Annotated in this window: 19 protein-coding genes and 1 pseudogene; 14 read left to right on the top strand and 6 right to left on the bottom strand. The window is 63.9% G+C overall.

The annotated features are described in order from the left end of the window. From WC739_RS15390 to ilvD, 4 genes and pseudogenes are all read left to right on the top strand, one after another. Nucleotides 1–276: pseudogene (locus WC739_RS15390) on the top strand (oxidoreductase); the annotation flags it as partial. Continuing rightward, nucleotides 273–1,865, top strand: a complete 1,593-nt coding sequence (locus WC739_RS15385; protein ID WP_372953890.1) for a glycosyltransferase — start codon at nt 273–275, stop codon at nt 1,863–1,865. The pseudogene WC739_RS15390 and the gene WC739_RS15385, both read left to right, overlap by 4 nt. 81 nt (nt 1,866–1,946) lie before the next feature. Next, nucleotides 1,947–3,395 (top strand): glycosyltransferase, encoded by a 1,449-nt coding sequence (locus WC739_RS15380; RefSeq protein WP_372953889.1) that lies wholly within the window; start codon nt 1,947–1,949, stop codon nt 3,393–3,395. Between the two features lie 174 nt (nt 3,396–3,569). Then, nucleotides 3,570–5,414 (top strand): dihydroxy-acid dehydratase, encoded by a 1,845-nt coding sequence (gene ilvD / locus WC739_RS15375; protein WP_372953888.1) that lies wholly within the window; start codon nt 3,570–3,572, stop codon nt 5,412–5,414. A gap of 48 nt (nt 5,415–5,462) precedes the next feature. Here the strand turns inward: ilvD and WC739_RS15370 are convergent, their stop codons facing one another. Next, nucleotides 5,463–7,217 carry an ABC transporter ATP-binding protein gene (locus WC739_RS15370; protein WP_372953887.1) on the bottom strand — a complete coding sequence of 585 codons (1,755 nt, stop codon included), beginning with the start codon at nt 7,215–7,217 and terminating at the stop codon, nt 5,463–5,465. A gap of 150 nt (nt 7,218–7,367) precedes the next feature. On the opposite strand from WC739_RS15370, the gene WC739_RS15365 reads away from it, so the two are divergent. Further along, nucleotides 7,368–8,648, top strand: coding sequence for an amidohydrolase family protein (locus WC739_RS15365; RefSeq protein ID WP_372953886.1), 1,281 nt, complete (start codon nt 7,368–7,370; stop codon nt 8,646–8,648). 108 nt (nt 8,649–8,756) lie between these two features. After that, entirely contained in the window at nt 8,757–9,680 is a 924-nt protein-coding gene (locus WC739_RS15360) for a DMT family transporter (RefSeq protein WP_372953885.1), read from the top strand. A gap of 10 nt (nt 9,681–9,690) precedes the next feature. On the opposite strand, the gene WC739_RS15355 is transcribed toward WC739_RS15360, so the two are convergent. Continuing rightward, nucleotides 9,691–10,596 carry a phosphotransferase gene (locus tag WC739_RS15355; protein ID WP_372953884.1) on the bottom strand — a complete coding sequence of 302 codons (906 nt, stop codon included), beginning with the start codon at nt 10,594–10,596 and terminating at the stop codon, nt 9,691–9,693. 94 nt (nt 10,597–10,690) lie between these two features. Between WC739_RS15355 and WC739_RS15350 the strand changes: the two genes are divergently transcribed. Then, nucleotides 10,691–11,323: a class I SAM-dependent methyltransferase gene (locus WC739_RS15350; protein ID WP_372953883.1), complete on the top strand. Its 633-nt coding sequence runs from the start codon at nt 10,691–10,693 to the stop codon at nt 11,321–11,323. Nucleotide 11,324: 1 nt separating this feature from the next. On the opposite strand, the gene WC739_RS15345 is transcribed toward WC739_RS15350, so the two are convergent. Together WC739_RS15345 and WC739_RS15340 are read right to left on the bottom strand one after the other, a co-directional pair. Beyond that, entirely contained in the window at nt 11,325–13,778 is a 2,454-nt protein-coding gene (locus tag WC739_RS15345) for an FAD-dependent oxidoreductase (protein WP_372953882.1), read from the bottom strand. Next, a complete protein-coding gene (locus tag WC739_RS15340) occupies nt 13,775–14,665 on the bottom strand; it encodes a phosphotransferase (protein ID WP_372953881.1) in 891 nt (296 codons plus the stop codon). Before WC739_RS15340 ends, WC739_RS15345 begins: the two co-directional genes overlap by 4 nt. A 447-nt stretch (nt 14,666–15,112) precedes the next feature. On the opposite strand from WC739_RS15340, the gene WC739_RS15335 reads away from it, so the two are divergent. From WC739_RS15335 to WC739_RS15305, 7 genes are all read left to right on the top strand, one after another. Beyond that, complete coding sequence (locus tag WC739_RS15335) at nt 15,113–15,889, top strand: DeoR/GlpR family DNA-binding transcription regulator (protein WP_372953880.1); 777 nt, start codon at nt 15,113–15,115, stop codon at nt 15,887–15,889. A 71-nt stretch (nt 15,890–15,960) separates the two neighbouring features. After that, nucleotides 15,961–16,872, top strand: a complete 912-nt coding sequence (locus WC739_RS15330) for a LysR substrate-binding domain-containing protein (protein ID WP_372953879.1) — start codon at nt 15,961–15,963, stop codon at nt 16,870–16,872. Between the two features lie 222 nt (nt 16,873–17,094). Continuing rightward, on the top strand, nt 17,095–18,249 hold the full coding sequence (locus tag WC739_RS15325; RefSeq protein ID WP_372953878.1) for an ABC transporter substrate-binding protein: 1,155 nt from the start codon (nt 17,095–17,097) through the stop codon (nt 18,247–18,249). 245 nt (nt 18,250–18,494) lie between these two features. Then, entirely contained in the window at nt 18,495–19,493 is a 999-nt protein-coding gene (locus WC739_RS15320) for an ABC transporter ATP-binding protein (protein ID WP_372953877.1), read from the top strand. Between the two features lie 226 nt (nt 19,494–19,719). Beyond that, a complete protein-coding gene (locus tag WC739_RS15315) occupies nt 19,720–20,685 on the top strand; it encodes an ABC transporter permease (protein ID WP_372953876.1) in 966 nt (321 codons plus the stop codon). Continuing rightward, the gene (locus tag WC739_RS15310; RefSeq protein WP_372953875.1) at nt 20,675–21,490 is read left to right on the top strand and encodes an ABC transporter permease; all 816 of its coding nucleotides are present in this window, start codon (nt 20,675–20,677) and stop codon (nt 21,488–21,490) included. Before WC739_RS15315 ends, WC739_RS15310 begins: the two co-directional genes overlap by 11 nt. Nucleotides 21,491–21,519: 29 nt before the next feature. Further along, nucleotides 21,520–22,947: a gamma-aminobutyraldehyde dehydrogenase gene (locus tag WC739_RS15305; protein ID WP_372953874.1), complete on the top strand. Its 1,428-nt coding sequence runs from the start codon at nt 21,520–21,522 to the stop codon at nt 22,945–22,947. A gap of 92 nt (nt 22,948–23,039) precedes the next feature. Here WC739_RS15305 and WC739_RS15300 read toward each other — a convergent pair whose 3' ends face one another. Together WC739_RS15300 and fdhD are read right to left on the bottom strand one after the other, a co-directional pair. Further along, complete coding sequence (locus tag WC739_RS15300) at nt 23,040–23,387, bottom strand: formate dehydrogenase subunit delta (protein ID WP_372953873.1); 348 nt, start codon at nt 23,385–23,387, stop codon at nt 23,040–23,042. Next, nucleotides 23,377–24,204: a formate dehydrogenase accessory sulfurtransferase FdhD gene (gene fdhD, locus WC739_RS15295; protein ID WP_372953872.1), complete on the bottom strand. Its 828-nt coding sequence runs from the start codon at nt 24,202–24,204 to the stop codon at nt 23,377–23,379. Before fdhD ends, WC739_RS15300 begins: the two co-directional genes overlap by 11 nt. Nucleotides 24,205–24,313 lie beyond the last annotated feature (109 nt).

Raw genomic sequence — 24,313 nt, 5'->3', positions numbered from 1 at the left:
ACGGTCATGATGGCGGAGGACATCCCGCCAGGGACCATCCTGAATATATGTTCCGGCCAACCTGTGAAAATACGAGCGCTGCTGGACAAACTTGTCGCCCTTGCCCGCGCACCGATAACGGTTGAGACCGACACAGGCCGATGGCGTAAACTCGACTTGACGACCTCCTGTGGAGATTCGGCGCGATGCCGACGCGTGCTCAACTGGGAGCCGCGTTACTCGCTGCGGCAAACCCTGTCGGACATTCTGGACTATCATCGGCAGTCTGCCACATGAGCGAAATCGGCAACGACGCGCCGCTCGCGGGCTACGACGCTTGGCGTCGCTCCAGGCTGGCCGAAAGGATGCGCTTGTCTGGCGGGCAGCGCGTGTGGAACCATCTGATCACGGTCGTGGTGTACGAAGGGACGGCGCCTGGTCCTGAAGCCATGGGCCGCACGCTCTCGTCGTTGCAGGCGCAGACCTATCGCAACGTCGAAATCGTGGTTGCGGGCGCGTCCGCACTGTTGGAGCCGTCCGACTTCGCAAGCCTGAGGGGCCTTTTTGTCGAGCAGGCACTCGATCCGCTCGCGCTGTTGTCGGATCCTGCGGCCGACCATCTCTGGCGCGGCAGCCACCTCGTCTTCGCTTCTGCCGGTACGACCTTCGATCCGGACGCATTTTACCTGCTCAATCGCATGCTTTCGCCATTGCAAGAGAGGCCGCCGCCCGACTTGATTGTCTGCGATCACGACCGCATCGATGGCACCGGGCCCAGCCCGAGCCCTTGCTTCCTGCCCGGCTGGGATCCTGACCTGATCGTCGCTATGGACTATGTCGACACCGCCTTCATGGTCTCTCGGAAGCTTATCCTCGAGCAGCGATCGGCCAAGCGCTCAGCCTCCCTGCACGAGTGGCTGTGCCATCTGGCTAACGGCAACCCTGTCGTCGGACATCTCACCGAGCCAGTCATGCATCTTCCAACATCCATGCCGCGTCCTCTGGCGGTCGCGGCAGTCGTCGGGCACCCACCCGCGCGATCGATAGCGATCGTCATCCCCAATCGCGACAAGCCCGAGCTCCTGAGCCGTTGCGTGCGGTTCCTGGAGTTCATCGACATCGCGGAACTGGAAGTGGTGATCGTCGACCATGCGAGCACCGATCCGGCGACATTGGCACTGTACGCTGAACTCGAGACTCGCCACCGCGCCCGGATCCTCAGGATCGACGGTCGCTTCAACTTCTCCCGCATGGTGAATTTGGGCGTCGCGGCTTCCACCGCCGAAGTGGTCATGCTCGTCAATAACGATGTTGAAGTCACCGACTCCCGCGAAGTCGAACGGATGGCGGGCCATGCCATGCGCCCGGAAATCGGTGTCGTTGGCGCGCGCCTGCTTTACGCGGATCATACCGTTCAACACGCAGGCGTCGTCTTGCAGCCGGGACCGAACCGCGAGCTTGCTGTATTGGCCCAGCATGTTCTGCGTGGCGCGGCCGACCGGTCGGATGGATACCTCCATGCACTTCGCACCATCCGCAACTACCAGGCCGTCACGGGCGCCATTATCGCAACGCGGCGAGCCGTCTTCGACCAACTTGGCGGGTTTGACGAGGTCAGCTTGCCTGTCGAATCCAATGACATCGATTATTGCCTGCGGGCCCGGGCAGCCGGCTTCCGGGTTATTTCGTTGCCGACGGAAGGGATATTCCATCCGGAATCATCGACCAGAGGGTCCGGGATAACGCTCGAAGTGCGCAGGATGCGTGCCGCGGCGATGAATTTGATGGCGGCGCGTTGGGGCGAGGCGGTGGACCATGACCCCTTCTGTAATCCGCATGCGGATATGTGGGACAGGCCAGATGCCGTGTTCCCCTGGAACCGATAGGGTGGCTTGGCCATGACGTCTGACAGTTTGATCCGACGGGTCTTGCGAAGGGTTCGACGCGCCATTCCCTGGCGATTGCAGATGAAGCGATTGTTGAGGCGGATGCTCGGCGTCAACCCGCGACGTGAGCACCTCAGGGCATTCGCCGAGTTTGCGGGTGTTTTCGATGCCCAGTGGTATCTCAACGCCTATCCGGACGTCGCCGCCAGCGGTGTCGATCCATTCGCCGACTATATGGACACTGGCTGGCGAGAGAAGCGGATGCCTGCCAACGGGGTCGACATCGAAAGCTACGCCGTGATGATTCCGGGCTTTCGTCCTGGCCAGGACAATCCAATGTCCTGGCTGCTCAAAAGTTCGGTCCTGCTCAACGCCACCCGGCCGCGGCAGCAGCCGGAGCACAATCCGCTCCGGCTACCCCGTAACCTGGACGATGGCCTGTGCGTGACTGGCTATCTTTGTTCCGAGATTGGCCTTGGACAGGCCGCGCGCAATGTCGTGTATGCCTGCGATTCGGTCCGTCTGCCGGTATCTTCGCGTGCCCTGGCTTTGCCGGAGCGGGAGAACGACGCGGAGTTTGCCAGCAAGTGCAATCCGGTCGTTGACCGCAAGGCGCAACTGGTCGTCACCGATCTGGCGTCCATCGACCTTTATCGTCTTGAGATCGCGCCGGGTCGGCTGAACATCCTGTTCCCGTTCTGGGAACTTGGAGTGGTCCCCAGGGAGTGGCACGCCGGTATCCGGGATTTCGACGAGGTGTGGGCTCCCTCCCGATTCATCGCCGCAGCCATTGCGGACATCACCGGCGTGACCGTGCGGTATGTGCCGCAGCCCGTGCGGCTTCCTGCTCGGCCTCCGGCGCCACGCCCGGAACGCTCCACACTTCGCTTCTTCACCTTCCTCGATTACGACTCCTATGTCGCGCGCAAGAACCCGCGCGCCGCCATCAATGCATTCCGCGCCGCCTTCCCGCTTTCGCAGCGCGACGTGGAACTGGTTGTGAAGACCCGCGGCGCGCGCGACGAAGGTCTGCGCAAATGGCTTGGCGATACGGGCATGCAGGACGAGCGGATCAAGATTGTGGACCGGACGCTGGACCGCGTCGGCATGGATGGCCTGATGAAGGATTGCGATGCATTCATTTCGCTGCACCGGTCCGAGGGGTTCGGCCTCGGCGCCGCAGAGGCTCTGGCGGCCGGGAAGGCCGTCGTGGCGACCGACTACGGCGGCACGACCGATTTCATCAATGCAGCGACCGGATATCCAGTCGCCTTCGCGATGGAGCCGGTTCGAGACGGCGAATACGTGCACACCAGGGGCCAGGTCTGGGCGACGGCGGATGCGGACGCCGCGGCCAACGCCCTGCGCGCCATCTATGACACGCCTGGCGAGGCGGATGCGCGCGCACAGCGGGGCTTTGCGTTGCTCAAGGAGCAGCAATCATTGCCTGTCATCGGCAAGCGCATCGCGCATTTCCTTGAGGAGCGCGGGGTGATGCCGCCGCAATGGCGGCTCCAGCATGACGCCTGACATGCGCACCGGCCTTTGCCTGGCGCATGCTTTTTAAAGCCACCGATCCGATGGGATCCCTGGCGCATTGCAAAATTGTGGCCAGACCATACTTGCACGTCTATAAGGCGTGCGGTCCGAATTCAGCGCCGCCACGCTTCGCGTCAAGCGCGGCCAGCCAGCTAAGGAATAGTCATGCCTGCCTATCGCTCCCGCACCACCACCCATGGCCGCAACATGGCCGGCGCCCGCGGGCTGTGGCGCGCCACCGGCATGAAGGACAGTGACTTCGGCAAGCCGATCATCGCGGTGGTCAACTCCTTCACCCAGTTCGTGCCGGGGCATGTCCATCTGAAGGACCTTGGCCAGTTGGTGGCGCGCGAGATCGAGAAGGCCGGCGGCGTGGCCAAGGAATTCAACACCATCGCCGTCGACGACGGCATCGCCATGGGCCATGACGGCATGCTCTATTCGCTGCCGTCGCGCGAACTCATCGCCGACTCGGTCGAATACATGGTCAACGCGCATTGCGCCGACGCCATGGTCTGCATCTCGAACTGCGACAAGATCACGCCCGGCATGCTGATGGCGTCGCTGCGCCTCAACATCCCGACCGTTTTCGTTTCCGGCGGGCCAATGGAAGCCGGCAAGGTGGTGCTTGCCGGCAAGACGCAGGCGCTCGACCTGGTCGACGCCATGGTCGCGGCCGCCGACGACAGGATTTCGGACGAGGACGTCAAGGTCATCGAGCGCTCGGCCTGTCCGACCTGCGGCTCCTGCTCGGGCATGTTCACCGCCAATTCCATGAATTGCCTGACCGAGGCTCTGGGACTCTCGCTGCCCGGCAACGGTTCGACCCTGGCCACCCACGCCGACCGCAAGCGGCTTTTCGTCGAGGCCGGCCATCTGATCGTCGATCTCGCGCAGCGCTATTACGAGCAGGATGACGAGACGGCGCTGCCGCGCACCATCGCCTCGAAGGGCGCGTTCGAAAACGCCATGACGCTCGACATCGCCATGGGCGGCTCGACCAACACAGTGCTGCACATCCTGGCGGCGGCGCATGAGGGCGAGATCGATTTCGACCAGGACGATATCGACGTGCTGTCGCGCAAGGTTCCGGTTCTGTGCAAGGTGGCTCCCGCCAAGTCCGACGTGCACATGGAGGACGTCCATCGCGCCGGCGGCATCATGGCGATCCTCGGCCAACTCGACACCGCCGGCCTGATCAACCGCGATTTGCCAACCGTGCATACGTCGACGCTCGGCGAGGCGCTCGATCATTGGGACATCTCGCGGACGTCCAGCCAGGCTGTCCGTGATTTCTTCCTGGCGGCTCCGGGCGGGGTCCCCACACAGGTCGCCTTCAGCCAGGACAGGCGCTGGGACGAGCTCGATCTCGACCGCGAGAAAGGCGTCATCCGTTCGGCCCAGCATCCCTTCTCCAAGGATGGCGGTCTCGCCGTGCTGAAAGGCAATCTGGCGCTGGACGGCTGTATCGTGAAGACGGCCGGCGTCGACGAGTCGATCCTGAAGTTCACCGGGCCCGCCCGTGTGTTCGAAAGCCAGGACGCCAGCGTCAAGGCGATCCTCTCCAACGAGATCAAGGCCGGCGATGTCGTCGTCATTCGCTATGAGGGGCCGCGCGGCGGTCCCGGCATGCAGGAAATGCTCTACCCGACCAGCTATCTGAAGTCGAAAGGCCTGGGCAAGGCCTGCGCGCTGGTCACCGACGGCCGCTTCTCCGGCGGCACGTCGGGCCTGTCGATCGGCCATGCCTCGCCGGAAGCCGCCGAAGGCGGGCTGATCGGCCTCGTGCAGGAAGGCGACACCATCGAGATCGATATCCCCAACCGCAGCATCCGCCTGGCTGTCAGCGACGACGAGCTCGCCAGCCGCCGCGCGGCGATGGAGGCCAGGGGGCCCTTGGCCTGGAAGCCGGAGGAAAAGCGCAAGCGCAAGGTCACGACCGCCCTGCGCGCCTACGCCGCGATGGCGACCAGCGCGGCGAGGGGCGCGGTCAGGCACGTGCCAGAGTAGAGCGGTTCCTCCCCTTCTCCCACAGGGGGAGGAGGAAGAAGCTCGACCTTACGGCATCAACTGATACTCATAAAGCTTCTGATAGAGGCCGCCCTGCTTGAGCAGGGTGCGGTGCGGCCCGCTCTCAACCACCTTGCCGGCCTCGAGCACGGCGATTGTATCGGCCTGGTGCACGGTGGACAGCCGGTGCGCGATGACGATGGTCGTGCGTCCGACCGTCAGCTGCTGCAGCGCGTCGCGGAACAACGCTTCGGATTCGGCGTCGAGCGCGCTGGTCGCTTCGTCCAGCAGCAGGATTTCGGCATCGCGCAGCATGGCGCGGGCGATCGAGATGCGCTGGCGCTGGCCACCCGACAGCAGGCCGCCATTTTCACCGACATCCGTCTCGTAGCCGTTCGCCTGCGCCATGATGAAATCATGCGCATTGGCCGCCTTGGCCGCCGCGATGACCTCTTCATCGGTGGCGCCCTCGCGGCCGAGCCGTATGTTGTGCATGATCGTGCCGGCGAACAGGAACGTGTCCTGGCTCACATAGGCGATCTTTTGCCGCACCGAGGCGAGTGTCGCGTGGGAAATGTCCTGGCCGTCGAACAGCACCTGGCCGCTCTTGGGATCGTACATGCGCATGATCAGGTTCAGGATGGTCGACTTGCCGCCGCCCGACGGTCCGACCAGAGCCGTCATCTGGCCCGGAGCAAGGGTGAGGTCGAACTGGTCCAGCACCGGCGGCCCATTCTGGTAGGCGAAGCTGACGGCATCGAAACGGATCTCGCCCGGTCCGGGGAGGAGCGGCTTTGCATTCGGTTTCTCGGCAAGCGTCAGCGGCTGGTCGGCGAGTTCGAACATCATGCGCACGCCGACAATGCCGCTTTCCAGCGAGATGCGTACGCGCGCAAGCCGCTTTGCCGGCTCATAGGCGAGCAGCAGGGCTCCGATGAAGGCCATGATGTTGCCCGGCATCTGGCCACCCTGAACGACCAGGAAGCCGCTGACGAAAACGGCCCCGGCTATCGCCAGGCCGGCCAGGGTCTCCATCACCGGGCTTGTCGCTGCCTCCAGCGTCGCGATGTTGTTGGCGCGGTTCTCGACATCGGAGACTGCCGTGTACATGCGATTGCGCATCGCACCTTCGAGGTTGAAGGATTTGACGACGCGCACGCCAATGGCCGTTTCCTGCATGACCTGCACGATCTGGCCGACCGAGCGAAACTCCATCGCGGCGATCTTGCGGACGCGCTTCAGGATATGGTTGACGCCATATATGGCGATCGGCCCGATGACAAAGCAGATCAGCGACAGATAAGGTTGCTGCCAGACCATGACCGCCACCAGGGCAACCAGCGAGACCAGATCCCGCACATAGGACGTGACGACGAGGTCGAGCACGTTGCGCGCCGCCTGGGCATTGTTGGTCATGCGTGTGATCAGGTCGGAGGAGGAGGTCGAATGATAGAATTCGATGCCTTGAGCCAGGATGCTGTCGTAGATCTTGCGCTGGCGGTCCGCGATGATGGCGTTGCCGACCCGGCTCATGAAATAGGCCTGGATGAAATTGGCGAGGCCCTTGAGGATGAAGATCGCGGCGACGCCCGCCGCGATCAGGTTGATGCGGTCAATCCGCTTGTAGACCACGAATTCGTTGGTGATCTCCTTGAGAATCCATGCGCTGGCACCGGTGGTGGCGGCGACCACGAGCATCGACAAGATCGCGGCTCCGTAGCCATACCTGTGCTGGTAAAACGATTCCCTGACCAGCCTTGCGATGAGGCGCTGGTTTTCCGTCGAGCGGAAGAAACGAAACAACGGCTGATCCTTGATCCACGAATGACGAAGGCGGCTTATAGAGGGAGTTGCGGACAGATGGAACCGCTTGCGGCCTTCGCGAGGAAATGGCTGCGGCAGGGTGCCTTTTGCGCCACGATACAAAAGCGATTCTTCAGGGGATGACGACAGATGGATTTCGACCTTATCGTTCGTGGAGGCACGCTGCCGGATGGCAGGGCCGCCGACATCGGCATCACCGGCGAGACGATCGCGGCGGTCGAGCCGAACCTGCCTGGCCCAGCGCGCAACGAGATTGACGCCCGCGGCAATCTGGTCTCGCCGCCCTTCGTCGATCCGCACTTCCACATGGACGCGACCCTCTCCTACGGCCTTCCGCGCATCAACGCCTCGGGCACGCTGTTGGAAGGCATTTCGCTGTGGGGCGAGCTGAAGCCGCTGCTGACGCACGAGGCTGTGCGCGACCGGGCGCTGGCCTATTGCGACTGGGCGGTGTCGATGGGCCTGCTCGCCATCCGCACCCATGTCGATGTCTGCGACGACCGGCTGCTTGCTGTCGAAGCCCTTCTCGACGTCAAGAAGACGATCGCGCCCTATATCGATCTGCAGCTGGTGGCCTTTCCGCAAGACGGCTTCTATCGCTCGCCCAGCGCCCGCGACAACACCCTTCGCGCATTGGACATGGGCGTCGACGTCGTCGGCGGCATTCCGCATTTCGAGCGCACCATGGCCGACGGCGCGCGCTCGGTGACCGAACTCTGCGAGATCGCGGCCAAGCGCGGCCTGATGGTCGACCTGCATTGCGACGAGACCGACGACCCGCTGTCGCGTCATGTCGAGCAACTCGCCTTTGAGACGCAGCGCCTTGGCCTGCAGGGCAAGGTGGTCGGCTCGCATCTCACCTCGATGCATTCGATGGACAATTACTATGTCTCAAAGCTGTTGCCGCTGATCGCGGAAGCGGGCGTCTCGGCCATTCCCAACCCCCTGATCAACATCATGCTGCAGGGCCGCCATGACACCTTCCCCAAGCGGCGCGGCCTCACCCGTGTGAAGGAGATGCAGGCGCTGGGCATCCGCGTCGGCTGGGGCCAGGATTGCGTGCTCGATCCCTGGTATTCGCTGGGCACGGCGGACATGCTCGACGTCGCCTTCATGGGCCTGCATGTGGCCCAGATGTCGAGTCCGGCGGACATGGCGCGTTGCTTCGACATGGTCACCAATGTCAACGCGTCGATCATGGGCCTCGATCATCTTGGCGTGGCGGTCGGCAAGCGCGCCAGCCTCGTCGTGCTCGATGCCGGCAATCCGATCGAGGCCCTGCGCCTGCGCGCCGAGCGGATCTGCGTCATCGCCAGGGGCAAGGTGGTTGCCGAGCGGACAAGGCAGGAGACCAGGCTGTCCATCTCCGGCCGGCCTGCTCTGGTGAACCGCCGGCACAGAGCCACCTAGGTCCAGCCGATTTCCGGTTCTGGTCTCGCTGATTTGCCGAATTATCCTCGTCAAGGCGACCGCTTCCGTTTACCACGCGGGCTTACTCGGGGAGGAATTGGGATCGGCATGACGCAGTCCTTGGCGCACACGTCCACGATCAGGAACGTGCTGTTGGCCGGCATTCTGCTGATGTTGGCCGGCGATTTCATGTTCGCGCTGAACGATGCCATGGGCAAATGGCTGGTCGCCAGCTTCTCGGTCGGCCAGGTCGTGCTGATCCGCTCCATCGGTGCCTTCATCGTGCTCGGACCGATGATCGCCAGGCAGGGCGCCGGCAGACTGTTCCAGATGGAGCGGCCGGGGCTGCAGATCCTGCGGGTCGTGGCGACGACCCTGGACACCGCTCTGTTCTACGCCGCCGTCGTCTATCTGCCCCTGGCCGATGTGATGAGTTTCTATATGGCCGGGCCAATCTATGTGGCGGCGCTGTCGCATTTCCTGCTCGGCGAAAAGGTCGGTTGGCGCCGCTGGGCCGCGATCCTGCTTGGCTTCTGCGGCGTGCTGATCATGCTGAAGCCGTCTTCCGCCGCATTCTCCTTGTCGTCGAGCTTCGCGCTTATAGGCAGCATTGCCTTCGCCTTCGCCATCATCCTCAACCGCCGGCTGCGTGGCACCAGCGACACGAATTTGGTGACATGGCAGACGATCGGAACGCTGGTCATCGGCGGCGTGATGACCATCGGCGCCTGGCGCACGCCCTCGGCGCTCGATCTCGGTGCCATGCTGCTCCTCGGCATCGTTTCCTGCAGCGCGCATCTGATGATCACCAGGGCGCTCAAGCTGGCGCCGGCCTCGACGCTGGCACCGCTTCACTACACGCTGCTTCTATGGGCCGTGGTGTTCGGGCTGGTGTTCTTCGGAGATGTCCCGGGCCCCCGTATCCTGATCGGCTCGGGCATCGTCGTTCTCGCCGGCCTGTTCATCTTCCACCGCCAGAAGGTGGTCGACACCGCGGTACCACCCGAAAACGTGCCGAAAGGCGTGAATTAGGTTAGGACGTTCATTGCCCCTTGCGTATCGCCGCGAGGTGGCGTGAAAACTCCGGCGTCTCCATCAGCGCCTTGCAGCGCGCGAAACGGCCGTCCGCATAGGCGCGGAAATCATCGACCGGGTTGCCGTTGGCAAGCTGGATCAGCCCCCACAGCGTCCACAACAGGTCGCACATCGCCTTGTAGATGACGATTCGGCCGCGCTCCGCCGGCCTTGCCTCGCCACCGAAATAGGCCCGCATCATCTCTTCGTCCTGCGCGGCATCGAATTTCCCTTCCACACTGAGGTCGCCAAGGTCCCAGAGCGGATCGTTCATCCCCGAATATTCCCAGTCGACGATCCACATCCGGTCGCCCGTGTCGAGGAAATTCTCGCATAGCGGGTCGCAGTGGCAGGCAACGAGCGGCGCCGGATGCGCGGCGAGCGCCGACCGAACACTGCCGGCCTCGCGCACCACGTCGTGATATCCGGAGGGTAGGGCGACATCCTTGGTCGATAGCACCTTGAGATAGTCGTCGATCATTGCGAACAGTTCGAACCGGAACGGAAATACCGCGCCGGATAAGTGCAGCTTGCGGAAGGCTTCGCCGGCACGCGCCGGGCTGCCCGACAGGGCTTTGAATTTCTCCGGCGACATGGTTTTGGCGCCGGCGATGAAGCGCGTCACCATCACCCCGCTGGCGGGGTCGACATGCAGCACCTCGGGGCTCACTCCCGCCTTTGCCGCCTCGCGCGCCGCCACCGCCTCGTTGGCGCGGTTGATATATTCCTCGGTGCCCTTGCCCGGAATGCGCAGGCAGAATTCTCCGGCCTTGAAGACGAGGTTGGTGAGGCCGCCGAGCCGTTCCAGCGGTTCGCCATAGCCGGCCAGCATCGGGATCGTGGCAAGTCTTGCCCGAGCTTCGTCTGTATCCATGCCTGCGCTCCCACGCATATTTGATGTGGTGACGGTTCCACAATTTCCGTGGTTTGGCTATCATCGCCGCAACAAAATGGCGGACGGGACAAAAGTGGCGGACAAGAAACATCGGGGCGCGCTTGGCGCTGCCTATGCGGCCAAGAGGCCGGAGGAAGTCGCCGCCCTTTATGACCGCTGGTCAGACACCTACGATGCGGACATGTCGACCGCCGGCTACCGTCATCCGACCATCTGCCTTGCCTTGCTGGCGCGCCATCTGCCGCGTGGTGCGGCGCCGTTGCTCGACGCCGGGGCGGGCACCGGTCTCATCGGCGAATGGCTCGATATCGCGGGCTACCCGCAGGTCGAGGCGCTCGACATCTCGCAAGGCATGCTGGATCAGGCGGCCCGCAAGGGCGTCTATTCGGCGCTGCATTGCCTGGCGCTCGGCGGCAGTCTGCCCTTTGCCGATCATGCCTATGCCGGGATCATCTCGGCCGGCGTGTTCACCTCGGGCCATGTCGGCGTCGAAGGGTTGGACGAGTTGATCCGCATCTGCCGGCCGGGTGGCGTCATCGTGCTGACGGTCAAGAACACGCTTTGGGAAGCAGGCTTTGCCGCGCGCATCGCCGAACTCGAGGAACAAGGGCGCGTCATCACCGTGGAGGAAACGCGCCCTTACGTCTCCATGCCCGGCGAAACCGACACGGTGCCCAGCCGTGGTCTGGTGCTCCGCGTGAAATGATCTACGCTTTGACCCTCGCGCCGGCCGGATCGTAAAGCGGCTCGAGATGGATCCTGGCCGGTGTCCGCTCCGTCGCGACCACCAGTTCGTAATCTCCCGAGGCGAGAAAATCGTCGCTGACCCCATCGGCATTGCGCACATAGCCGTAGCCGATGTTCCTGCCCACCGTGTAGCCATAGCCGCCGCTGGTGAGATAGCCGACCGACTGGCCATTACGCAGGATGGTTTCGCGGCCGAGCAGCACGATTTCCGCATTGTCGACCGTGAAGCCGGCAAATCGCTTCTTCAACGGCGCGCTGCCAACCTTCTCCAGGGCGCGCCGCCCGACGAAGTCGGTATTCTTGCGCAGCTTGACCGCCCAGCCGAGCCCGGCCTCCTGCGGCGTGTCGTTGGGCGTGATGTCGGAGCCCCAGGCGCGATAGCCCTTCTCCAGCCGCAGCGATTCCAGCGCCCGGTAGCCGACGGGGCGGATCCCATGCCGCTTGCCGGCGGCCATCAACGCGTCGAAGACTTCCCCTGTTACGCCGATCGGCACATGCAGTTCCCAGCCCAGCTCGCCGACATAGGTGACGCGCAAGGCCCGAATTGTGTGGCCGGCGATGACAATTTCGCGCGCATGTCCGAACGGGAAGCCGGCATTCGACACATCCGCTTCGGTCACGCCGGCCAGCACATCGCGTGCCCGGGGACCCATCAGCGACAGCGTGCCGAAATCCTCGGTGACATCGGTAAGCGTGGCATCAAGCCCCTGACCGATATGATCGCTGATCCATGAGGCATCATGGGTCCGGAAACCGGTGCCGGTGACGATATAGAACGTGTCCTCGCGCAGCCGCGCCACGGTCAGGTCGGCCTCGATGCCGCCACGCGTGTTGAGAAGCTGTGTGTAGGTCAGCCGGCCGACCGGCTTGCCGACGTCGTTGGCGCAGATCCAGTCCAGCGCCTTGGCCGCATCGGGCCCTCTCAGCTCATATTTGGCGAAGGACGACTGGTCGAAGATGCCGACGTGCTCGCGCACATGCCGGTGCTCGTCGCCGACTGCCGTGAACCAGTTCTGCCGCCCCATGGAATAGATGTCTTGCGGCTCGACGCCGTTTGGCGCGAACCAGTTCGGCCGTTCCCAGCCGAGCTTCGAGCCGAACACGGCGCGCTGCTGTTTCAACCTGTCGTATAGCGGCGAGACAATGCGCGGTCGGCCGCTGGTATATTCCTCATGCGGGAAGCCGATCGTATAGTGCTTGCCATAGGCCTCCAGCGTGCGTTCGCGCACCCACTGCCGATCGCGGTGCAGGTTGGAAAAACGCCTGATGTCGACCACCCACAGGTCGAGCGGCGCCTCGCCGTCGACGACCCACTGCGCCAGCACCCAGCCGGCGCCGCCGCCTGAGGCGATGCCGAAGGCGTTGAAGCCGGCTCCGACGAACATGTTCGCGCATTCGGGCGCCACGCCGAGAATGAAATTGCCGTCCGGCGTAAAGCTCTCCGGCCCGTTGATCATCTGCTTGACCCCGACGCGTTCCAACGCCGGCACGCGGGCGATCGCCTGGCTCATATGCTGCTCGAAATGGTCGTAATCGTCGTCGAACAGCCGGAATTCCCAGTCATTGGGCACGTCGCCCTCCGGGAGGCCGGTTGTCCACGCCTGGGGATTGGGCTCGTAGCCGCCCATCACCAGCCCGCCGACCTCTTCCTTGAAATAGGTGCGCCGGTCGGGGTCGCGCAGCGTCGGCGCGTCGGTCGCCAGTCCTTCGATCTTCTCGGTGATGATGTACTGGTGCTTCACCGGTTGCAGCGGCACGTTGATGCCGGCAAGCGCGCCGACCTGCCGCGCCCATTGGCCGGCGCAGTTCACCACCTTGTCGCAGGCGATGTCGCCCTTGCTGGTCTTGACCACGGTGATGCGGCCATCCGTCATCTCGAAGCCGGTGACGCGGACATCCTCGAACAGTTTCGCGCCATGCATGCGCGCGCCCTTGGCCAGCGACTGCGTGATGTCGGAGGGGCTTGCCTGTCCGTCGGTCGGCAGCCAGGAAGCGCCGACGAGATCGCCGGTTTCCATCAGCGGCCACATCGTCTTGACCTCGTCCGGCGACAGCAATTGCATGTCCATGCCGAAGCTTTTCGCTGTCGTGGCCAGTCGCTTGTACTCGGTCCAGCGGTCGGCATTGGTGGCGAGCCGCAGGCATCCGGTCATCTTCCAGCCGGTCGCCAGCCCGGTTTCCGCCTCGAGCCCCTTGTAGAGATCCACGGAATATTTGAGCACGCGGGTGATCGAGGCCGAAGAGCGCAATTGCCCGACAAGGCCGGCGGCGTGCCAGGTCGAGCCCGACGTCAGCTTGCCCTGTTCCAACAGCACGACGTCGGCCTTGTGGTCGCGCGCCAGGTGATAGGCCGTCGAACAGCCGATGATCCCGCCGCCGATAACGACAATGGCGGCATGGGTGGGCAGTGTCATGATTTCGGTTTCCCGTATTTCGTTCTGTAGTTTTCCAGCGCGGCCGCAAGTCGCGTCAGGTTTTCCTCGGTATAGGCGACGTAGTCGATGCCGGGCGCGTCGAGATAGAGTTCGGACACCATGCTCCACATCGCCTCGCGCAGCAGCGAGGCGCATTGCATGGCTGCGTGCGAGCGGCGGATCGCCTCGTCCGGCTCCTTCATGAAATACGCGGTCAGGAAGGCGAAGGATTCCTCATCGCTCATGCCGGCGTTAGAAGCCACGCCGGCGAGATCGAACATCGCCGTGTTGAAGCCGGCATACTCGAAGTCGATGAGCCAGAGCCTGTGCCCGTCATCGAGAATATTGGCCGGCAACAGGTCATTGTGGCCAAAGACGATCGGCAGCAGTTTCTGCGCGTGCTCCAGTTCGTCGGCCAGGGCCAGGAAGCGCGGCAGCTCGCCACGCTTGCGGCTGTCGCCTTCCTCAAGCGTGCGCGCGTAGTCGCGAATGACATGGAACACCCAGAACATGAATCCGGCGCCGGAGACGTGGTTGGGCATCTCCCGGTGGAAGCCGCGCATCAGGGTCGCGACACGGCCAGGGTTGGCGCGCACGTCTTCGGCCTGATAGGTTTTCGCGCCAAGGAATGCCGTCACCATGATGCCGGGCTCGGCATGGCGGACGGCCGGCGCGAAGCCGGCGGCATGCGCCGCCCGCGCGGTCATCACCTCGCGATCGCGAAAGACATGGTGGAACGGATAGTCCTTGCCGAAGCGCACGACATGCTTTCCGGCAGCATCCTCGACCAGATAATTGGCGTTGCTCAGGCCGCCTGGCAGCGGCGCGATTTCAAGGCGGCCATTCCAGCAGGGCAGAGCGCGAATGCGATCCTCGGCGGCGGTCATCGATTGGCCCCCTGTTGGTTGGCGGTCAGTGGATGGGCACGGCAACGACGAACGGTGCGGCGCGGTGAGCGTGAGGCTCGAGGGATGCTGATCCGGCAAGAAACCTCGTCGGCGCGGCGTCCAGGATCGTTATCCCGTGCCGCACCGACGAGCCCCATGCGCCAGCCTCGTCGAGGCCGGCATCCGCCCCCGCGGATTCGAAAAACCCCCCGCCCGCACTTGAATATTCCAGACCCTTTGGCATGCGAGTTTGGATACGGCTCTGCCATCGTTTGGTGTGGCAATTCGAGCCTCTCCGTTTCATGTCACGCTACGTCATGACAGTTGTCAACGTGGTTATGTGGCGTTTTATGCTTTCCTGACCGATTCATGCGAGATTTCTTGCAATATGCGGCAGATTTGCCATGGATACGGTCGATCGCCTGCGCAATGACGGAAACCGTCCAGATGCTTCATTCAAAACGACACGGCGAGATTCTGCGACTTCTGCAGGAAGAGGGGACCGTGACCATAGCCAGCCTGGCTGACCGGCTGGGTGTTTCGCTCGAGACGGTGCGCCGCGACGTCAAGCCGCTGTCGGGAGACGGCTCCGTTCTCAAGATGCATGGCGCCATCGGCCTGCCCTCGATGATCGGCGAAGCGCCGTTCGAACGGCGCATGCGCGAGAACGCCGGTTCCAAGCGCCACATTGCCCGCATGGTCGCCGCCACCATCCGCGATGGCGAATCGGTCATGCTCGACACCGGCACGACCACCTCATTCCTGGCCCGCGAATTGCTCGGCCACAGGCGTTTGACGGTGGTAACCAACTCATCGGACATCGCGCGCACGCTGGCCACCATCAACGGCAACAAGGTCTACATGGCCGGCGGCGAGCTGCGCAGCGATTCGGGCGCGGCGTTCGGCGTCTCGGCCATCGAGTTCGTCGGCCGCTTCTCGGTCAGCCACGCGGTGATCTCGACGGGTGCCATCGACGCTGTCACCGGCGTCATGGACTACGATCTGGAGGAAGCGGAATTCGCCCGCATGGTGCTGTCGCGCGGCCAGCGTTCGGTCGTCATCACCGATCACAGCAAGTTCGGCCGCCATGGCCTGGTTCAGGTCTGCGGCTTCGACGGATTTTCCGAACTCGCCACGGACCGGGCGCCGCCGCGCGACATTGCCGCTGCCCTGGCGAAAGCCGGCGCGCGGCTCAGCATCGCGGGCGACGAAGCCGGTTCCTGATGCGGCCGACTTGGGCCGGTGCCTGACTGCCGCCACTTCCCTGCGTCGCGTTCAGCGTGTTTAGTCCGGCCATGGCTTTCACCATCCGCCAGTTGCAGTTCTTCATCGCCGTCGCCGAGCAAGGCACGGTGTCGGGTGCCGCGCAGAACCTCTCCATTTCGCAATCCTCGGTTACAGAGGCGATCAAGGAACTCGAGCACGATCTCGGCGTCGAACTGTTCGAGCGCCATTCGCGCGGCCTGAATATCACCCACAAGGGTCACCAGTTCCTGCGCCACGCGACCAAGATCCTCGCCGACGTCTCCGACGCCCGCCGCTCTTTCTCCGGCGAGCAGGCGGCTTCCGGCGGCCGGCTGCAGCTCGGCGTCACCTCGCTGGTCGCCGGCTATGTTCTTTCGGACCTGCTTGCCCGCTACCGCCGCGCCTATCCGGGCGTCGAGGTTTCGGCCATCGAGGACAATGGCGACTACCTCGAACATCTCCTGATTGGCGGCAAGCTCGACATTGCCGTCATGGTGATCTCGAACCTTCGCGATCGCACGGCGCTGCAATCGGAGATCCTCGAAGTCTCGGCCTATCGGCTGTGGCTGCCACTGGGCCACCCGCTCGTTGGCGCCGATATCATCGGCATCGGCGATATCGCCGGCGAACCGCTGATCATGCTGACGGTCGACGAGATCGAGGAGAACACCGGCAAGCTTCTGACGGCGATCGGCGCCAGGCCGCATGTTGCCTTCCGCACCCGTTCCGTCGAAGCCGTCCGAAGCCTCGTCGCCACCGGCGCCGGGGTGGCGCTGCTTCCGGACCTTGTCTACCGGCCCTGGTCCCTTGAAGGCGACCGCATCGAATCGCGCGATGTCTCCGGCTCCTTGCCGGTGGTGCAGGTCGGCATGGTCTGGCGTCGCGGCTCCGGCCTGCCGCAGGCGGCGCGCGATTTCATCGGTCTTGCGCAATCGCAGCGCACGATCCGTCAACGGCCTTGACCGGCCGGCTGTCAATCCATCGGGAAAACCGATAACGTCGTTCTGATAAATGAATTTGCGAAACCGGGAATTTCGCAGCAATTTTGGTGCAGGGACCAAAGCCGCCGCCAGAGCGGTATCAAGTCCAGTGGAAGAACCGATAGTTTTACAGTCCGCGCGTGTTTCGTAGCGAAGACCGGCACCGGCTTTCGGGGGGGCAAGCGCCAAAATGGGAGATCGACGATGAATTCAATCCTGAGATCATGTACTGCATTGATGGTGGCCGTGACCTTCACCGGCCAGGCCGTCGCCCAGGTCAAGGAGATCGGCAAGGGCGAAGGCCAGGTCAACATCGTTGCCTGGCCGGGCTACATCGAGCGCGGCGAAACCGACAAGGGCTATGACTGGGTCACGTCCTTCGAGAAGGAGACCGGCTGCAAGGTCAACGTCAAGACCGCCAACACCTCCGACGAGATGGTGTCGCTGATGAACGAGGGCGGCTTCGACCTTGTCACCGCGTCCGGCGATGCATCGCTGCGCCTCGTTGCCGGCAAGCGCGTGCAGCCGATCAACACCGATCTCATCCCGAGCTGGAAAACGGTCGACGACCGCTTGAAGGATGCACCCTGGTTCACCGTCGGCGGCGTCCATTACGGCGTGCCCTATCAGTGGGGCCCGAACGTCCTGATGTACAACACCGACGTGTTCAAGGACGCGCCGAAGAGCTGGAACGTCGTCTTCGAGGAGATGAAGCTGTCGGACGGCAAGTCCAACAAGGGCCGCGTCCAGGCCTATGACGGACCGATCCACATCGCTGACGCCGCCAACTATCTGATGTTCCACAAGCCCGAACTCGGCATCAAGGATCCCTACGAACTGAATGAGGATCAGTACAAGGCGGCCCTCGACCTGCTGCGCGTCCAGCGCACCCTGGTCGGCCGCTACTGGCATGACGCCGCCATCCAGGTCGATGATTTCCAGAACGAAGGTGTCGTTGCTTCCGGTTCATGGCCGTTCCAGGTCAACACGCTGGTCGCGGCCAAGAAACCGATCGCTTCGACAATTCCGGAAGAGGGCGCCACCGGCTGGGCCGACACCACCATGATGGAAGCTGACGCGGCCAACCCGAACTGCGCCTATAAATGGCTGGAACACTCGCTGTCGCCGAAAGTGCAGGGCGATGTCTCGGCCTGGTTCGGGTCGCTCCCGGTCGTGCCCGCGGCCTGCAAGGGCAACGAGCTTTTGACCGACGAAGGCTGCAAGACCAACGGCTACGAGAATTTTGACAAGATCAAGTTCTGGAAGACACCGGTCTCGAAATGCGCCACCCAGAACGACCAGTGCGTGCCCTACTACCGCTGGGTGTCGGACTATATCGGCGTCATCGGCGGGCGGTGATCGCCCTCGTTCTGTCGGCGTTTGCGCTGCCCCTCATCCGCCTGCCGGCACCTTCTCCCCGTATAGGGACGGGGAGAAGGGATCCAGCCGCGATGTCGGCGCCTATTTTGCGACGTTCGCAATTGGCGAAACCATCGACAACAGCGCCCCTCTCCCCGTGCTTGACGGGGAGAGGATGCCGGCAGGCAGGCGAGGGGCGGCGCCCACGTTTGATTTGATGACCCTGACATATGGCAGGACAGCCCATGACATCAGCCGTCTCCTTCCAGAAAGTCTCGCGCCATTTCGGCAGCGTCCGCGCCGTCGACGCGGTCGATCTCGACATTGCGCCGGGCGAATTCTTCGCCATGCTTGGGCCTTCGGGGTCGGGCAAGACAACCTGCCTGCGCCTGATAGCCGGCTTTGAGCAGCCGAGCTCCGGCTCGATCACGATCTTCGGCGAGCGCGCCGAGGGCGTTCCGCCCTACCGCCGCAACGTCAACACGGTATTCCAGGATTATGCGCTGTTCCCGCATCTGAGCGTGCTCGACAATGTCGCCTACGGGCTGATGGTCAAGGGCATCGGCAAGGCCGAACGCCACAATGCGGCGGAAGAGGCCCTGTCGCTGGTGCGGCTGCCCGGCTACGGCGCCCGCCGCCCCGGCCAACTGTCGGGTGGCCAGCGTCAGCGGGTCGCGCTCGCCCGTGCGCTGGTCAACCAGCCCAAGGTGCTCTTGCTCGATGAGCCGCTCGGCGCGCTCGACCTCAAGCTGCGCGAGAACATGCAGGAGGAGTTGAAGTCGCTGCAGAAGGCGCTCGGCATCACCTTCGTCTTCGTCACCCATGACCAGGGCGAGGCGCTGTCGATGGCCGACCGTGTCGCCGTCTTCAACGACGGCCAGATCATGCAGATCGGCACCCCGGAGGACATCTACCAGAGGCCGAGGACGCGGTTCGTCGCCGATTTCGTCGGCTCGTCCAACGTCCTGCCGCCGGATTTCGTCCAGCGCTATTCCGGTCAACATCGCTGGGCCAGCCTTCGCCCCGAATCCATTCGTGTCTCGAGCGCGGCCAGCGGCGACGGCGTTGCGGCGCGATTGATCGGCACGAATTATCTCGGCGCCACCACGAGGCTCGCCCTCGACGCCGATGGGTTGAGGCTCCATGCCATCGTGCCGGCCGGCACGGCCCTGCCGTCGGAGGGGGAGGCGGTTATCCTCACCTTCAATCGCGAGAGCCTGCATCTGATGGACGAGCCGGCATGAGGACGGTTTGCGCGAAGCGCCCCCCTCTGTCCTGCCGGACATCTCCCCCTCAAGGGGGGAGATTGGCTATCGCCACTGGCTTCGCCAATCTCCAATCCTGCAAGGCTCGCGGGGCAGAGAAGCTGCCAATCTCCCCCCTCGTGGGGGAGATGTCCGGCAGGACAGAGGGGGGCGTGAAGGATCTCGACCTCGCCGCCTTTGATCCAATCGCCAGCGCAGCGGCGCCATGACCACCGGCGCGCTCAACTCCAACTCAGCGCCCGCCATCCTGCCCGGCAGCGGCGGCCTGCGCGGCGCGCTGTCGGACCTTTTCTGGCGCAAGCCCAGGGTCCTGCTGCTCCTCATGCTGCTGCCGCCGGTCCTGTGGCTAGGCATCGTCTATATCGGCTCGCTCTTCGCCCTCCTGGCGCAGAGCTTTTTCTCCATCGACGAGTACTCCGGCCTCATCAACCGCCAGTTCACGCTGAAGACCTATGGCGACCTGTTCCAGGCCGCCAATCTCGACATCATCCTGCGCACGGTGACGATGGCGGCCCTGGTCACCCTGGCCTCGGCCATCGTCGCCTTCCCGATCGCCTATTACGCGGCGCGCTATGCGCAGGGCCGCTGGAAGGCGCTGTTCTATCTCGGCATCATGCTGCCGCTGTGGTCGAGCTACCTGGTCAAGATCTATGCCTGGAAGCTGATCCTGGCCAAGGAAGGCATCCTCACCTGGCTGTTGGCCAAGCTGCATCTGTTGTGGGTGCTCGACGCCTGGCTGTCGCTGCCGGTGGTCGGCGGCAATTCCCTGTCGGTGTCGTTCACCGGCACCTTCATCGTCTTTCTCTATGTCTGGCTGCCCTTCATGATCCTGCCGGTGCAGGCGGCGCTCGAACGCGTGCCGGGCAATCTGGTCGAGGCCTCCTCCGATCTCGGCGCCTCGCCCGGCCAGACCTTCCGCAACGTGCTGTTCCCGCTCGCACTGCCCGGCATCGTCGCCGGCTCGATCTTCACCTTCTCGCTGACGCTCGGCGACTACATCATCCCGCAGATCATCGGCACCTCGCGGCTGTTCATCGGCCAGGCCGTCTATTCGCAGCAAGGCACCGCCGGCAACATCCCGCTCGCCGCCGCCTTCACCGTCGTGCCCATCCTCATCATGGGCTTCTACCTCTGGGGCGCCAAGCGCATGGGGGCGTTCGATGCGCTCTGACGGTTCACAATCGGCGCCGCTCGGCCTGAAGATTGCCGCTGCCTGCGGCCTGCTGTTCCTGCATCTGCCGATCCTGCTGATCTTTGTCTACGCGTTCACCACCGAGGAGAAGAGCTTTGTGTGGCCGCCGCCTGGCCTGACCACGCAATGGTTCGCCGTCACCTGGAACCGCCCCGATGTCTGGCAGGCGCTGTCGCTGTCGGTCAGGGTTGCGGCCATCTCGACGGCGATCGCACTGATCCTGGGCACGCTCTGTTCGGCAGCGGTTTCCAGGACAAAATTCTTCGGCCGCGAAACCATCTCGCTGCTCGTCATCCTGCCGATCGCGCTGCCCGGCATCATCACCGGCATCGCGCTGCGCTCGGCCTTTTCGCTGGCTGACATCCCGTTCTCGTTCTGGACGATCGTGCTCGGCCACGCCACGTTCTGCGTGGTTGTCGTCTACAACAATGCCGTCGCCCGCTTCCGCCGCACCTCCGGTTCGATGATCGAGGCGTCGATGGATCTTGGCGCCGATGGCTTCCAGACGTTCCGCCACGTCGTGCTGCCCAACATCGCAACCGCGCTGCTCGCCGGCGGCATGCTGGCCTTCGCCCTGTCCTTCGACGAGGTCATCGTCACCACCTTCACCGCCGGCCAGCAGCAGACACTGCCGATCTGGATGCTGGAGGAACTGATCCGGCCGCGCCAGCGCCCGGTCACCAACGTGGTGGCCATGGTCGTCATGCTGGTGACGCTGCTGCCCATCCTCGCCGCCTACTACCTGACCCGTGATGGCGACCAGATCGCCGGTTCGGGCAAATGATTTCAAGAGTTCGTACGGGAGAGACGCCCATGGACATCCAGATGCTGATCGGCTCGAAATTCGAGAAGGGCACCGAAACCGAGGAGCCGATCCTCAATCCGAAGACCGGGGCGACGATCCTCAACCTGCCAGAAGCCAGCCAGGCGCAGATCGAGGCGGCGGTGCTCGCGGCCGAGAAGGCGTTCGTCTTGTGGTCGCGTACCACGCCGGCTCAGCGCTCGGGCTATCTCCTCAAGATCGCCGACCGCATCGAGGCCGATGCCAAGGAGTTCGCCACGCTCGAGGCGCTCAACTGCGGCAAGCCGATCAATGCCGTGCTCAATGACGAGATTCCGGCGATCGTCGACTGCTACCGCTTCTTCGCCGGTGCGGTGCGTTCCATGCCGGGCGTCGTTGCAGGCGAATATATTCCCGGCCACACCTCGATGGTGCGCCGCGATGCCATCGGCATCGTCGCTTCGATCGCGCCCTGGAACTACCCGCTGATGATGATGGCCTGGAAGCTGGCGCCGGCGATTGCCGGCGGCAACACGGTCGTCTTCAAGCCGTCCGAACAGACCCCGCTGACGGCCTTGAAGCTGGCGAAGATACTTGCCGAAATCCTGCCCGAGGGTGTCGTCAATGTCGTGCTCGGTCGCGGCGACAGCGTCGGCAACACGCTGATCAACCATCCCAAGGTCAATATGATCTCGATCACCGGCGATGTCGCCACCGGCAAGAAGGTGCTGCAGGCCGCTGCCAAGTCTGTCAAGCGCACCCATCTCGAACTCGGCGGCAAGGCGCCGGTCATCGTCTTCGACGACGCCGACCTCGGTGCGGTGGTCAGCGGGCTGCGCGCCTTCGGCTACTACAATGCCGGCCAGGACTGCACCGCCGCCTGCCGGATCTATGCCGGCAAGAAAATCTATGACAGGCTCGTCGCCGACCTCTCGTCGGCCGTCTCGACCATCAAGTACGATCGTCCGGATGATACGGAAAACGAGATCGGGCCGCTGATCTCGCGCCGCCAGCGCGACCGTGTCTCGAGCTTCGTCGAGCGCGCCTCTGAACTGAAGCACATCGAGATCACCACCGGCGGCAAGCCGGGCGAGGGCTCCGGTTTCTATTACCAGCCGACGGTCATTGCCGGCGCGCTGCAGGAGGACGAGATCGTGCGCCGCGAAGTGTTCGGGCCGGTCGTGTCGATCACACGTTTCACGGAAGTCGACGAGGCGGTCTCCTGGGCCAATGACAGCGACTACGGCCTGGCGTCATCCGTGTGGACGAAGGACGTCTCGCGCGCCATGGCCACCGCCGCCCGCCTGCAATATGGCTGCACCTGGATCAACACCCATTTCATGCTGACCAACGAAATGCCGCATGGCGGGCTGAAACAGTCGGGCTACGGCAAGGACATGTCGCTGTATGCGCTGGAGGATTACACCGCGGTCCGGCATGTGATGGTCGCGCATGGGTGAGGCGCGGTCGGACCGACGAATGGCCGCAGCCATATCGGAGGCCCGAGAGGCGGTGGCGAAGGCGTGGGCGCAACCGCAGAGGTCCTGCCAGCCTACTTCTGCGAAGCGGCGATCTCGGCGGTGGATTCGCCCGCCGCGGTGCCCTTGCCTCCGGGCGCGCCGCGTTCGACCTGGGCGCTGAACGCCGGGTCTTCCGGCTCATTGGGCCTGCGGATCTGCGCCGAAGCCGCCACCACGATTTCGTTAAATCCCTCGCCGCCGGCGTCCAGCATCTCGAAGAACTGCCGACGCATGCGCGGCTCCCAGAATTTGTTGATGTGCTCGGCGGTTCCGGCGATGCCTTCCTCGCGCGGCTTGGATTGAAAGAAGGTGCCGATCTGGTTGGCCATGCGCACCAGCTTCTCCCTGGTGCTCATGATGTGGTCTTCGTCATGCGACATGCTGGGCAACTCCGCTAACCACCCGGCCAGGGTGGGTGAAAACATCGAAATCGTCGCCGCGCACCAAGGCGACCAGCGTCATGCCGGATTCTGCTGCGGTGCGGATCGCCAGGGCGGTCGGCGCCGACACGGCGATGATGAAGGCTGAACCTATGGCCGCCGTCTTTTGCACCATCTCGACGGAGACGCGTGACGTCACGACCACGGCTCCCGAGGCGCCGTCGATACCGGCCTTGGCCAAGGCGCCGGCCAGCTTGTCGAGCGCGTTGTGGCGGCCGACATCCTCGCGCGCCATGACGATGCCCATGCCCGGAACATAGAAGCCGGCGGCATGCACGGCTCCGGTCTCGGCGTGCAACGGCTGCACTTTGGACAGCAGCTTGACGGACCGGACGACGTCACCGGCATCGAGCGTAAGTCCTGATGCACCAACGGCGTCGACCGAGCGCATCGCTTCCTCGATCGATTCGATGCCGCACAGACCGCAGCCGACCGGCCCGGCCAGCCGGCGGCGGCGCGCCTCGAAGCGCGTGTTGGCGGTGTCCTTGAGGCGGATCTGGATATCGATGCCAGCGCCATGGTCCTCGACGTCGATGGCCTCGATTTCTTCGGGCGAGGCGATGATGCCTTCGGTCAATGAAAAGCCGAGCGCGAAATCCTCGAAATCCGCCGGGCTCGCCATCATCACTGCATGGGTGGTGCCGGCAAAGGAGAACGCCACCGGCGTCTCTTCCGGCACCATGCGGTTGGCGGTTGCGGTGCCGCTGGCACGGTGAGCGAGGCGTGAGATTTGGGAGATGGGGGGGCGTGGGCGCATCAGCTTCGCTTCATCCAAATGGGAGTCAGCTCAGGAACGTCATGTGCGATGGCTTCGAAAGCCGCATAGTGTCCATTTCCCATTATTGTGCCAACGATGCTCCGTAGCT

Origin of the sequence: Mesorhizobium sp., from assembly GCF_041661565.1 — a bacterium.
Taxonomy (GTDB): Bacteria; Pseudomonadota; Alphaproteobacteria; order Rhizobiales; family Rhizobiaceae; genus Mesorhizobium.
The sequence above is the reverse complement of the archived record's forward strand: the minus strand, read 5'-3'. Positions and strand labels throughout refer to the sequence as shown.

Excerpts from the sequence above, each read along its gene's own strand:
- WC739_RS15335 (WP_372953880.1), top strand. The coding sequence starts at position 15,113 with ATGCTTCATTCAAAACGACACGGCGAGATTCTGCGACTTCTGCAGGAA.
- WC739_RS15365 (WP_372953886.1), top strand. The coding sequence starts at position 7,368 with ATGGATTTCGACCTTATCGTTCGTGGAGGCACGCTGCCGGATGGCAGG.
- WC739_RS15360 (WP_372953885.1), top strand. The coding sequence starts at position 8,757 with ATGACGCAGTCCTTGGCGCACACGTCCACGATCAGGAACGTGCTGTTG.
- WC739_RS15315 (WP_372953876.1), top strand. The coding sequence starts at position 19,720 with ATGACCACCGGCGCGCTCAACTCCAACTCAGCGCCCGCCATCCTGCCC.
- WC739_RS15310 (WP_372953875.1), top strand. The coding sequence starts at position 20,675 with ATGCGCTCTGACGGTTCACAATCGGCGCCGCTCGGCCTGAAGATTGCC.
- WC739_RS15385 (WP_372953890.1), top strand. The coding sequence starts at position 273 with ATGAGCGAAATCGGCAACGACGCGCCGCTCGCGGGCTACGACGCTTGG.
- fdhD (WP_372953872.1), bottom strand. The coding sequence starts at position 24,204 with ATGCGCCCACGCCCCCCCATCTCCCAAATCTCACGCCTCGCTCACCGT.
- WC739_RS15325 (WP_372953878.1), top strand. The coding sequence starts at position 17,095 with ATGAATTCAATCCTGAGATCATGTACTGCATTGATGGTGGCCGTGACC.
- WC739_RS15305 (WP_372953874.1), top strand. The coding sequence starts at position 21,520 with ATGGACATCCAGATGCTGATCGGCTCGAAATTCGAGAAGGGCACCGAA.
- WC739_RS15345 (WP_372953882.1), bottom strand. The coding sequence starts at position 13,778 with ATGACACTGCCCACCCATGCCGCCATTGTCGTTATCGGCGGCGGGATC.
- ilvD (WP_372953888.1), top strand. The coding sequence starts at position 3,570 with ATGCCTGCCTATCGCTCCCGCACCACCACCCATGGCCGCAACATGGCC.
- WC739_RS15300 (WP_372953873.1), bottom strand. The coding sequence starts at position 23,387 with ATGTCGCATGACGAAGACCACATCATGAGCACCAGGGAGAAGCTGGTG.
- WC739_RS15330 (WP_372953879.1), top strand. The coding sequence starts at position 15,961 with ATGGCTTTCACCATCCGCCAGTTGCAGTTCTTCATCGCCGTCGCCGAG.
- WC739_RS15320 (WP_372953877.1), top strand. The coding sequence starts at position 18,495 with ATGACATCAGCCGTCTCCTTCCAGAAAGTCTCGCGCCATTTCGGCAGC.
- WC739_RS15355 (WP_372953884.1), bottom strand. The coding sequence starts at position 10,596 with ATGGATACAGACGAAGCTCGGGCAAGACTTGCCACGATCCCGATGCTG.
- WC739_RS15380 (WP_372953889.1), top strand. The coding sequence starts at position 1,947 with ATGAAGCGATTGTTGAGGCGGATGCTCGGCGTCAACCCGCGACGTGAG.
- WC739_RS15340 (WP_372953881.1), bottom strand. The coding sequence starts at position 14,665 with ATGACCGCCGCCGAGGATCGCATTCGCGCTCTGCCCTGCTGGAATGGC.